We start from the raw sequence: 11,243 nt of genomic DNA, 5'->3' as shown, positions 1-11,243 counted from the left end.
TCCTGCTGTTCATGCGGTGGCCACCCCTGCGGTCCGGACGTTGCGGTACCAGTACTCCAGGCACAACAGCTGCCAGATCTGCTTGGACTCGTCACGCCGCCCCGTCCGCTGGTCCTCGACCAGTCGCTGCAGGGGGTCCCGGCGCAGGAAGCCCGACGCGACGAGCTCGCCGCGCAGCAGCGTGTCGTCGACCAGCTCCCTGAGGTCGTTCCCGATCCAGGCCCGGAGGGGGACGCCGAAGCTCGCCTTGGGGCGGTCGATGACCTCGTCCGGGAGCCACGCCCGGGCGGCGTCCTTCAGGGCGGCCTTCTGCACCCGCCCGCGGATCTTCTCCGGCCCGGGCACCGAGAACGCCGCGCGGAACACCTCGATGTCGACGAACGGCACGCGCACCTCGGTCGACGCCGCCATGCTGGCGCGGTCGGTGTAGGTGAGGTTGAGCCCCACCATGAACATCCGCGCGTCGGCCAGGCACATCCGGTCGACCTGGTGCTCGAGGGCGTTGTCCTCGTACACCTCGCGGTGCCGGTCGATGACGTGGTCGACGCTGCCCGAGAGGGCAGGGTCGAGCAGGTCGGCCAGCTCGTCACGGTCGTACATCGTGTAGCTGCGCCGGAACGCCTCCTCCTCCGGCAGCTCGGCGAAGGTGAGGAAGCGCTGGGCCCAGCGCACCGTGCGGATGCCGCGTCCGCCGACCGCGACGGGCGTCGCCCGCACCAGGGGCGCGATCACCCCCGTGCGCAGGGTTGCGGGCAGCCGGCGGTACCGGGCGGTGGCGAGGGTGGCCAGGTGCTTGCGGTAGCCGCCGAACAGCTCGTCGGCCCCCATGCCGGACAGCAGCACCTTGACGCCGGCGTCGCGCGCCGCGTCGCACATGAGCAGGGTGTTGATGGCGGCCGGGTCGCCGATCGGCTCGTCGAGGATGTCGACCATGCGCGGTAGGAGGCTGACGACGTCGGGCCGGATCTCGATCTCGTGCAGGCGGATCCCCAGCGTCCGCGCCATGATCCGCGCGTACTTCGCGTCGTCCGGCATGGCCTCCAGCTTCTGGTCCTCCGCGCGGAAGGCGATGGTGTACGCCTCGATGGACGGGTCGTGGCGGTGGGCGAGGGCCGTCACGATCGAGGAGTCCAGGCCACCGCTGAGGAAGGACGCCACCGGCGCGTCGGACACCAGGTGAGCCTGGACGGACTGGGCCACCACCTCCCGCAGGTCGGCCTGCGGGCCGCGCGACGCGCGCGCAGCCTCGTCGGCGACGTCCCAGAAGACCCCGGCGGACCGCGACCCGTCGCGTTGGTAGGTCCGCCACGTCCCTGGCGGCAGCTTGGAGACTCCGCGGACCGAGTCGAACTCCTGCGGGACCCAGTAGTAGAGGGCGGAGGCGACCATCGCCTGGGGGTCGACCGTCAGCTCGCGGCCGACCGCAGCCAGGATGGCCTTCAGCTCCGAGGCGAACACCACACCGTCGCCGCGCTCCATGACGTACAGCGGCTTGATGCCGAGCGGGTCACGGACGAGGGTGATCGAGCCCGTCGACGCGTCGTGGACGGCAAAGGCGAACATGCCCCGCAGCCGCGCCAGCGACGCCGGCCCCCAGGCCCGCCAGGCCTCGAGCACGACCTCGGTGTCCGACGCCGTGGCGAAGCGGACCCCGTGGTGCCGCTCGAGCTCGGACCGCAGCTCGCGGTAGTTGTAGACCTCGCCGTTGTAGCTGAGCGTCAGCCCGTCCTTGGCGAACGGCTGGTCCGACGCGGTCGACAGGTCGATGATCGACAGCCGCCGGTGGCCCAGGACCACGGAGGTCTCCGGGTCGACCAGCTCGAGGACGCCGCACGCGTCGGGGCCGCGGTGGTCGATCCGCTCGACCATCGTGCTGACCACGACCTTGCCGTCCGGCTGCTGGTAGGCCCCCGCCACACCGCACACGACTAGGCCCCCGACCCCACCCGTGGGCGTCCGGCCGCCGTCGACCGGGCCGACCGTGCCAGGCCAGCGGAGGCGGACCTGGTCCGCCCGCTCAGGTCGTCGAACACGGCGAGGTAGCCGCCGCGCTGGTGCTCCCAGGCGAGCTGGGTCTCCACCCGCTCGCGGCCGTACCGGCCCATCTCCGCCCGGGTGGCCGGGTCGTCGACGAGCTCGACGATGGCGCGGGCGTACGCCTCGACGTCACCGGGCTGGACGTAGCGCGCTGCGTCCTGGGCGGACACGCGCGTCTCGTGCAGGTCGAAGGCCACGACCGGCAGGCCGAACGACATGTACTCCATCGTCTTGTTCATCGTGGAGACGTCGTTCAAGGGGTTGAGCGGGTCGGGTGACAGGCCGACCTCGGCGGTGGAGAAGACGGAGACGACGAAATCGTCCGGGACGCGCCCGGGCATCTCGACGTGGTCCTCCAGCCCCAGCCGGTTGCGCTCGGCGACGAGGTCGGTCCAGCAGTCGCCGCCGCCCATGAGGCTGAAGCCGATGTCGTTGCGCCCCAGTCGGTTGACGACGATGTCGGCCGCCTGCAGGGCCACGTCGACACCGTCCTGGGGTCCCATGACCCCCAGGTAGGCGACGAGGTGGTCGTGGCCGCGCCGCAGCTCCGGCTCGGCCTCGCGACGACGGAGCTTCTCCGGGTCCGGCCCGGTGCGCACCACGGTGACCCGCTGCGGCGGCTTGCCGCCCCGCGAGGTGGCGATCGCGGCATACGACTCGTTGGTGGAGGTGACCCGGTCGGCGGTCCGGAACGTCATCCGCTCCAGGAACAGCAGGCCGCGCAGGAAGGCGCGCCGCCCCGTCGGGAAGCGCGACTCGAACAGCTCGGGGCACAGGTCGTGGTGGTCGAAGACGAACCGCGTGCCGTCGAGGACGCGCAGGGCCCACGCCAGCGGCCAGAAGATGTCCGGGGGGTTGCAGGCCTGGACGACGCGGAACGCGCCGCTGCGACGGGCGCGCAGGGCGAGGCGGGCGGTCGCGAGGAAGGAGTATGCGTACTCGGTGATGAAGCCCAGCGCTCCCCCGCCGGGCGCGTAGGGACGGTAGGCGAGGATGCGCACCCCGTCGACGACCTGCGAGGCGCCCGTGCCGTGGCCCTGGGGGCAGACCACGGTCACGTCGTAGCCCGCCCCGACCAACGTCTGGCACTCGAGCCAGACCCGGCGGTCGAAGGGCACGGGGAGGTTCTGGACGATGACCAGGACGCGGGGCCGCGCCGAGCCGCTGCTGCGACGTCGGCTCACCAGGCCACGCCCTCGTAGGACTCCAGCGCCTCGACGTCGGCACCCAGCCGGCCGTGCAGGTCGATGACCAGCGCCGGGCGGCTGGCGGCCAGCGCTCGCAGCGCAGCCGGGTCCGAGGAGGAGACGAGCACGACCTCGGCGCCCTCGAGCGCCTCCTCCGGCGTCTGCGCCAGCAGGCGGTTGACGTGCGCCAGCTTGCTCTGCAGGTGGCGCAGGTTGGCACCGATCAGCTTGTCGGGGTTGACGATCGGGTCGTAGATCCGCACGTCGAGGCCCTTGCCGACGAACCGCTCGGCCACCTCGAGGTTGGGGCTCTCGCGCAGGTCGTCGGTGTCCATCTTGAAGCTGAGGCCGAGCATGCAGACGCTGCGCAGGCCGGTCTGCAGCACGCGGTCGACGACGGTCCGGACGGCGATCTCGTTGCTCACCATGGCCGAGCCGACCATCGGGATCTCCACGCCGCTGACCCGGGCGAGGCTCTGCAGCGAGCGCAGGTCCTTGGGCAGGCACGACCCGCCGAAGGCGAATCCGGGGCGCAGGTAGGACGGTGCGATGTTGAGCTTGCGGTCCTCGCAGAAGATCTCCATGACGCGCCGGCTGTCGACGCCGTGCGCTGCGAAGACGCGGCCCATCTCGTTGGCGAACGTGACCTTCACGGCGTGGAAGGCGTTGCAGGCGTACTTGAGCGCCTCGGCCGAGGCGACGTCGACGTGGTGGATCTCCATGCCCAGGAAGGCGAACAGCTCGCTCATCGCCGCGCGGGTCCGGGTGTCGGCCGTGCCGACGACGACGAACGGCGGGGCGAAGAAGTCCTCGACGCCACAGCCCTCACGGAGGAACTCGGGGCACATCGCCGTGCCGACCTCCCAGCCGTCCGGCAGCTCGCCGTCGAAGACCGGTGCCACGACGCCGGCCACGGTGCCGGGCGGCACCGTGGAGCGGACGACCACCGAGTGCATGCCGGATGGCGGCGGCGTGGCCACCTCCATGGCCTCACGCAGGTCGGTCACGGCCCGCTCGATGTAAGTCAGGTCGGTGTCACCGCGGGGAGAGGAGGGTGTCCCCACGCACACGAGGGAGACGTCCGCGCCCTCGACGGCAAGCCTGGCGTCGGTGGTGGCGTGCAGGCGGCCGGCAGCGACCGCGTCCCGCACCAGCTCGTCGATGCCCGGCTCCACCACGGGGCTGTGCCCCGAGGCGATCGCGTCGACCTTCATGGCGTCGACGTCCACCCCGACGACGTCGTGTCCCCTCGACGCGAGGCCCGCGGCCGTGACCGTGCCGACGTAGCCGAGACCGAAGACAGCAACCTTCATGGACTTCCCCTCCCACACTGGAGTTCTCATCGAACACCGCGCTCCCGCAAGGCGCGTCGGCCCGATGGGGAAGGCCTGGGTAGGCCAAATGGTGGAGACGGTTCGACCCGGTTCGGGCCCGGTTGTCCCACCCGCCCGACGCTCGTCAGGAGGTGCTGGGGCGCAGCCAGAGTGCGCGGACGACCGGCCGGGTGAACCGGTCGGGCACGGGCAGCAGTCCGAGTGCGTCCCGCAGCACGTGGGGGGCCGTCAGTCGCAGCAGCACCAGGTTGGCAGCGAGGGTGACGGCGCCCAGGAGCGCCAGCCCGAGGACGAGCGAGCCGAGCGTGGACGTCCAGCGCGACACCAGTGCCCCGACCACGAGCGCCCCTGCGGTGGGGACGAGCGCGGTGAGGAACGGGCGCGCCACCGTGGCCGGCCGCATCCCGAGCAGGCGACCGACGACCAGCCACCGGGCCACCGTGGCGAGGGTCGCGACGACGAGGAAGCCGACCGCGACCCCGGCCACGCCCCAGCGCACGGCCACGGCGGTGGTCGCGAAGGTGCCCACGTCGACCACGACGGCGTAGGCCAGCCAGGTCCCGGGGCGCCCCAGCCCGTAGAACAGCCCGTGGTCGAGCATCGCGCCCAGGGTGATGATCGCGGCGACCGCCATCGCCTGGGCTGGCCGCACGCTCGGACCCCACTGCGAGCCGAAGAGCAACGGGATCAGCTGCGGCGCCGTGACGGCGATGACGACCATGAGCGGCGAGACCACGGCATACGCCACGCCGAGCGCCTTGAGGTAGGTGGTGGTGAGCCGGTCGCCCGAGTCGCGCACTTTGGAGAACACGACCGTCGACACGGGCACCAGCGACCCGGCGGTGAGGTCCTGGGCGACCAGGACCAGGCGCTGCCCCACGTTGAGCAGGCCCATGGCCGCCGGGCCGAGGGTCGCCGTGACCACCCAGCTCTCGGCCCACGCGCGGCCGGTCGAGGAGAGGTCGACGCTGGAGACCCGCGCACCGAACGCCGTCATCTCGCGGAACTTGGCCGCCGAGACCGTCCACCCCGGACGCCACCGCGCCCCGTGCCACGCCAGCATCGCGACGACCCACTGGGTGGCCACGACCTGCGCCACCAGCGCCCAGACACCGCCGCCGGAGAGTGCGAGGACCACCGCCACGACCTGGCCCACCATCGCGGCGGCGAGGCTCTGCAGGGCGACTGCACGGAACCGCAGTGCACGCCGGAGGAGCGCGAGCGGGACGCCGGCGAGGACGGTCGGCAGGACCGCGAGCACCAGGGCCCGCAGCACGGGCACCAGCGTCGGGCTGCGGAAGGCGCCGGCCATCAACGGTGCGGTGAACCACAGGATCGTTGACAGCACCGCGCCGGCAGCCATCGTGGTCCAGAACGCGGTGCTCAGGCTCCGGCGGTCGGTGTCCGTGCTCTGCAGGAGGTAGGTCGAGAAGCCCACGTCGGAGAGCAGGTAGATCATCGGGACCACCGTCATCGCCGCGGCGACGACGCCGAAGTCCTTCGGCGACACGTGGTGGGTGAGGACGACGAGCGTGACGAAACCGCTCGTGCGCACCACCCACTTCTGTGCGGCCAGCCACATCACCCCCGACGTGGCGTGGCGGCCGAGCCGGTCGCGCGGCGCCTGCTGGTCGAGGGTCACCGGTGCCGTTCCCGGCTCAGCCCGCGGTCCGGGCGAGCGCGCCGGACAGCACGTCGACGACGCGCTCCTGCTGGCTGCGGGTGATGCCCGGGAAGAGCGGGAGCGACAGGATCTGCCCCGCCGCGCGCTCGCTCACCGGGAACTCGCCGACCCGGTGTCCGAGGTGGGCCATGGCAGGAGTCAGGTGGACCGGGGTCGGGTAGTGGATGCCCGCGCCCACGCCCTCCTCCTGCAGCTGCCGCAGCACCTCGTCCCGGTGGTCGACCCGCACGACGTAGAGGTGCCACACGTGCTCGTTGCCCTCCAGCGTCGTCGGGAGCCGGACGCCCGCGGCGTCGGCAAGCAGCTCGTCGTAGACCGCCGCAGCCGCACGACGCTCGACGTTCCAACCGCGCAGGCGCTTGAGCTTGGCGGAGAGCACGACCGCCTGGAGCGTGTCGAGCCTGGAGTTGAAGCCGATGATGGTGTGCTCGTACTTGGCCGGGCTGCCGTGGGCGCCGAGCAGCCGCACCGCCGCGGCGATCTCCTCGTCGTCGGTCAAGACCGCACCGGCGTCGCCGTAGGCCCCGAGGTTCTTGCCGGGGTAGAAGCTCGTCGCCGCCACGTCGCCGAAGGTCCCGGCGGCCTTCCCGTACCGCGTCGACCCCTGGGACTGGGCGCCGTCCTCGACGACGCGTATGCCGCGCTGCGCCAGGGCCGTGGGCAGCTGCTCGAAGGGCGCGACCTGGCCGAAGAGGTCGACGGGCACGACGGCCCGGGTGCGCCCGGTCAGCGCGGCGTCCACGGCAGCCGGGTCGAGCAGGAGCGCGTCGTCGTCGACGTCGGCGAACACGGGCGTGCCGCCGGCGCGCAGCACGGCCTCGGCCGTGGCGATGAAGGTGTTGGCCGGGAGAACGACCTCGTCGCCGGGGCCGACCCCGACCGCGCGCATCGCCAGCTCGAGCGCGTCCGTGCCGTTGCCCATGCCGACGCACGCACGGACGCCGACGAACTCGGCATACGCGCGCTCGAAGGCGCCGACCGCCTTGCCGCCGATGAAGTCACCGGTGGCCAGCACCTGACCGAAGCCCTCTGCCACCTCCTCGGCCACCTGCGCGTGCTGCACCGACAGGTCGACCAGGGGCACCCCGGCCCGCTGCTCGGCGCCCATCAGGCCGCCCTCAGCCCTGCGGCGCCGCGGACGCAGTCGACGACGTGCTGCTGCTCGGCCGCGGTCATCGTGTGGAACATCGGCAGGATGAGCGTGGTGTCGGTGAGCCGTTCGGTCACGGTGAGGTCCCCCCTCGGGTGGTCGGAGTACGCGGGCTGTCGGTGGGCGGCCATGATCCCGGCGCGGGCCGAGACGCCACGGTCGGCGAGCTGGGCCAGGAGCTCGTTGCGGGACAGCGGAAAACCCGGCTCGAGCTCGACCCAGAACGACTGGAAGTTTGAGTTGCCCCACTCGGGGTCGCGCACGGTGCGCAGCCCCGGGACGTCGGCGAGCATCGCCTGGTAGGCGCCCGCGAGCTCGCGCCTTCGGGCGACCATGGCGTCGAGCTTGCCGAGCTGGACGAGGCCGACCGCGGCCTGGATGTCGGTCATCCGGAAGTTGAAGCCCACCTCGAGGTACTGCTCCAGCACAGGCTGCTTGCTGGCGTGGCGGGCGGCGGCGCTGACGCTCATGCCGTGTTCCCGCTGGCGACGGGCGCGCTCGGCGAGCTGCGTGTCCGTGGTCGTGAGCATGCCCCCCTCGCCGGTGGTGAGCAGCTTGCGTGGGTGGAAAGACCAGGCCGCCAGTGCGGAGGACACTCCCACGGGCTGTCCGCGGTAGGTCGACCCCGCGGCGCAGGCGGCGTCCTCCACGAGGGCGAGCCCTCGGGCGTCGCACAGCTCGCGCAGGGGCTGGACGTCGGCCGGCATTCCGCCCTGGTCGACGACCACCACGGCCCTCGTCCGGTCGGTCAGCACCGCCTCGACCGTGCGCACGCTGAGGTTGCCGTCGAGCGCCTCGACGTCGCCGAACACCGGCTCGGCGCCGACGTAGCGGACGCAGTTCGCGGTGGCGATGAAGGAGAACGACGGCACGACGACCTCGTCGCCGGGCCCGACCCCGAGGAGGTGCAGGGCGAGGTGCAGAGCGGTCGTGCACGACGAGACCGCCACCCCCTCGGCCACGCCGACCTTGGCCGCGAAGGCCGACTCGAACTCGGCCACACGCGGTCCTTGGGCCAGCCACCCGGAGGCGACGACATCGGCCGCAGCCTTCGCCTCCGCCTCGTCGAGCCACGGTTTCATCACCGGAATCACGTCATCGTCCCCTCTGTCCACGCACCCAGTTCCGTGGTCGCCCTCGCACCGCGGCTGTTCCTGCTGCGACCGCATCTCGTGGCGGTCCTGTGAAGGAGAGCGACGGGCAGGCGCTTGTGATACCGCCCCGCGCAGGAAGTTCGCTGAGTCGCGCCGGTTCCGATCGCCGCCGACAGGAGCGGACGCCACGCCGGCGCCCACCCGTGTGATGCCGCCCCTGCAGCAGTTTCTGGGCGACGCACTTGCAAGGGCACAGCCGCCGTCCGCGGAGACTTGGGGCGATTCCGGGTAGCTCTTCGCGGGGCACCCAGGGTGGCGGGCGTTGTGCGAGGATGAGCGCATGGCTGGCGCAGGGACCGCACCGCTGCGAGTGGGGGTGGTGCACAGTTACTACTCCTCCCGCCAGCCCAGTGGCGAGAACTCCCTGGTGGAGCAGCAGGTGGCCGCGTTCCAGCGCGCGGGCATCGAGACCCTGCTGGTGGAGGAGCGCACGGACGAGCGCGAGAACAGCCCGCTCCACGTCGCCGCGGCAGCCTTCACCGTCGCGACGGGACGTGGCAGGTCGCCCCTGGGTGCACTGACCGAATTCGCCCCCGACGTGGTGCACGTCCACAACCTCTTTCCCAACTTCGGGCGCACGTGGGTGAAGCGGTGGAAGGGGCCCCTCGTCGCGCACGCCCACAACTACCGTCCGCTGTGCCCGGTGGGGACATTCTTCCGCGACGGCCAGGTGTGCACGAACTGCCTGGACGGCCGCAGTGCTCTTCCGTCGCTCCTGCACGGGTGCTACCGCGACAGCCGGCTGCACACCCTTCCGCTGACGGTGTCCACCCGCTTCGGCGCGGACCCAGTGCTGACCCGGGCCGACCGCCTCCTCGTCCTCAGCCAGGAGATGGCGCAGCTCTACACGCGCGGAGGTGTCCCGGCGAGCCGGGTCGACGTCGTGCACAACTTCATCCCCTCTACCGACGTGCCCGAGGTCGGCGGGGGAGGCGACTACTGGCTGTACGCCGGCAGGCTCACTGCCGAAAAAGGAATCCTCGAACTCATCAGGGAGTGGCCCCGCGGGCGACGACTGGTCGTGGCGGGGGCCGGGCCGCAACTGACCGACGTGCGGTCCGCCGCAGGTCCCGGGGTGGAGGTCGTCGGTCAGCAGTCGAAGTCCGCGCTGCGCAGTCTCATGGCGGGCGCCCTCGGCTTGGTGTTCCCGTCGCGATGGCTGGAAGGACTGGCCCTGGTGGCCCTGGAGAGCCTTGCCGTCGGCACACCCGTCCTTGCGTGGCGGCCGGCTCCCGCCGCTCGCCTGGTCGCCGAGCTGGGGGTTGGGGCGGTCGCGGGCCCCGACCTCGCGGCGTCTCTCGACCATGCCGCGACCTTTTTCCCGAGTTTGCGGCCGCACTGCCGATCAGTGTTCGAGGAGAGGTTTACGGAGTCGGCGTGGGTGCAGCGGGTCTGCTCGTCGTACAACCGTGCGGGTGCGGTGTCATCGGTCGCACGCCACGACTCCTGAGCGAGGAGCTTGCCCGTGGCCGTCCAGTCAGGCGCGGTATCGGGCCCAGGTCCCGGAGGACAGCAACGGTCGCCAGACCGGCAGCCCCAGCCAGGCCGACTGCGCCTTGCGGGCGACCTCGACCGGGAGCAGCAGCGGCCGCAGTCTGGGCATCGTGTCGGGCCCGATGACGCGGCGCACGCGCAGCCCCCGGTGGATCGCCAGCGACGTGGCTTCGGGACTGGTGCGGAGGGCGAACTCGACCAGCTCGTCGACGGGGGTCTGCGCGACCTCGCCCCGCTCGTAGGCACGGGCAGCGGTCAGCAAGGCCTCCCAGGCCAACTTGCGACGCACAATGGCCGACAGCCGTTCGGTGTCTGGGACCCGGTCGGCCACCCGCTCGAGGACGGAGTCGTACATCTCGGCGTACTGCTGGAGGGTCAGCAACGGCGTGTAGGCGATCGACATGTTCGAGCCGTGCCGGCGGTAGTACGCCTGGTCGACGCCCCGCAGGTAGCCGACGTCACCGTGCGCAGCGAGGCGCAGCCACATGTGCGTGTCGGCGAGGTGCGGGTACCGGACGTCGTAGCCGCCCACCTCCCGCTGCGCCGACGTGCGCACGACGACCTCGGGCGAGTTGATGCCGCTACGGCCGTGGCGCAGACGGCGCTCGAGCCAGCGGTGGCCGTCCCAGACAGACCAGCCCCGCGGACGGGTCCGCGCCGCCGGGAGGGGGCGTCCTTCGTGGAACCAGAGGACGTTGCCGTAGGCGAACGCCGCTCTGGGGTGCGCCTCCATGAGATCGGTCGCCCGCTTGAGCGACCCGGGGGCCAGCATGTCGTCAGCCGACAGCAGGACGCAGTAGTCCCCGTCCGCCCAGTCGAGGAGGCCCTCGTTGTACGTCTGCAGGTGACCACGGTTCGAGGGGTGCACCGACACCTCGACCCGCGGGTCGCGCTGGGCCAGCTCTTGGGCCACCTCCGCGCTGCCGTCGCCCGAGGCGTCGTCGACGACGAGTACCCGCACGTCGACGCCCTCCTGCTCCAGCACGCTGCCCACGGAGTCCTGGAGGTAGTGGCCGTAGCGGTAGCAGGGGACGACGACGCTCACCGAGCTCCTCGTCCGCCCGCTGCGCCCGGGCGCCTGCACCGCCACCTCCTCCGGCCGCTCACTCGTGTCCGTGCTCATGCCCTCCGCCCCTGCCACTGCTCTGCTCCTGCCTGTCTCTCCGCGTCCCCGGGAGGGCCGTCGGACTCCGTGGCGGCGCA

Annotated in this window: 8 protein-coding genes; 1 reads left to right on the top strand and 7 read right to left on the bottom strand. The window is 72.0% G+C overall.

What is annotated here, in order from left to right:
• Positions 1-9 precede the first annotated feature (9 nt).
• The 6 genes from asnB to ACYVDO_RS11010 all read right to left on the bottom strand — a co-directional run bounded on the left by asnB (position 10) and on the right by ACYVDO_RS11010 (position 8,474).
• The gene (gene asnB, locus ACYVDO_RS11035; RefSeq protein ID WP_460935717.1) at positions 10-1,917 is read right to left on the bottom strand and encodes an asparagine synthase (glutamine-hydrolyzing); all 1,908 of its coding nucleotides are present in this window, start codon (positions 1,915-1,917) and stop codon (positions 10-12) included.
• A gap of 11 nt (positions 1,918-1,928) precedes the next feature.
• The gene (locus ACYVDO_RS11030; RefSeq protein WP_460935715.1) at positions 1,929-3,221 is read right to left on the bottom strand and encodes a glycosyltransferase family 4 protein; all 1,293 of its coding nucleotides are present in this window, start codon (positions 3,219-3,221) and stop codon (positions 1,929-1,931) included.
• A complete protein-coding gene (locus ACYVDO_RS11025; protein ID WP_460935713.1) occupies positions 3,218-4,537 on the bottom strand; it encodes a nucleotide sugar dehydrogenase in 1,320 nt (439 codons plus the stop codon). Before ACYVDO_RS11025 ends, ACYVDO_RS11030 begins: the two co-directional genes overlap by 4 nt.
• A gap of 145 nt (positions 4,538-4,682) precedes the next feature.
• Positions 4,683-6,200 (bottom strand): lipopolysaccharide biosynthesis protein, encoded by a 1,518-nt coding sequence (locus ACYVDO_RS11020; RefSeq protein ID WP_460935711.1) that lies wholly within the window; start codon positions 6,198-6,200, stop codon positions 4,683-4,685.
• 16 nt (positions 6,201-6,216) lie between these two features.
• On the bottom strand, positions 6,217-7,350 hold the full coding sequence (locus ACYVDO_RS11015) for a DegT/DnrJ/EryC1/StrS family aminotransferase (protein WP_460935709.1): 1,134 nt from the start codon (positions 7,348-7,350) through the stop codon (positions 6,217-6,219).
• On the bottom strand, positions 7,350-8,474 hold the full coding sequence (locus tag ACYVDO_RS11010) for a DegT/DnrJ/EryC1/StrS family aminotransferase (RefSeq protein WP_460935778.1): 1,125 nt from the start codon (positions 8,472-8,474) through the stop codon (positions 7,350-7,352). The genes ACYVDO_RS11015 and ACYVDO_RS11010 overlap by 1 nt, the downstream gene beginning before the upstream one ends.
• Positions 8,475-8,826: 352 nt before the next feature.
• Here ACYVDO_RS11010 and ACYVDO_RS11005 point away from each other — a divergent pair, with 352 nt between their 5' ends.
• The gene (locus tag ACYVDO_RS11005; RefSeq protein ID WP_460935707.1) at positions 8,827-9,996 is read left to right on the top strand and encodes a glycosyltransferase family 4 protein; all 1,170 of its coding nucleotides are present in this window, start codon (positions 8,827-8,829) and stop codon (positions 9,994-9,996) included.
• A 27-nt stretch (positions 9,997-10,023) separates the two neighbouring features.
• On the opposite strand, the gene ACYVDO_RS11000 is transcribed toward ACYVDO_RS11005, so the two are convergent.
• Complete coding sequence (locus ACYVDO_RS11000; RefSeq protein ID WP_460935705.1) at positions 10,024-11,163, bottom strand: glycosyltransferase family 2 protein; 1,140 nt, start codon at positions 11,161-11,163, stop codon at positions 10,024-10,026.
• Positions 11,164-11,243: the final 80 nt, after the last annotated feature.

It is taken from the genome of Phycicoccus ginsengisoli (genome assembly GCF_054779295.1).
This window is presented reverse-complemented; position numbering and strand designations above follow the sequence as displayed.

What these genes read in the sequence shown, in the direction of transcription:
- ACYVDO_RS11025 (WP_460935713.1), bottom strand. Translation starts at nt 4,537, where the DNA reads ATGAAGGTTGCTGTCTTCGGTCTCGGCTACGTCGGCACGGTCACGGCC.
- ACYVDO_RS11015 (WP_460935709.1), bottom strand. Translation starts at nt 7,350, where the DNA reads ATGGGCGCCGAGCAGCGGGCCGGGGTGCCCCTGGTCGACCTGTCGGTG.
- ACYVDO_RS11010 (WP_460935778.1), bottom strand. Translation starts at nt 8,474, where the DNA reads ATGAAACCGTGGCTCGACGAGGCGGAGGCGAAGGCTGCGGCCGATGTC.
- ACYVDO_RS11005 (WP_460935707.1), top strand. Translation starts at nt 8,827, where the DNA reads ATGGCTGGCGCAGGGACCGCACCGCTGCGAGTGGGGGTGGTGCACAGT.
- ACYVDO_RS11000 (WP_460935705.1), bottom strand. Translation starts at nt 11,163, where the DNA reads ATGAGCACGGACACGAGTGAGCGGCCGGAGGAGGTGGCGGTGCAGGCG.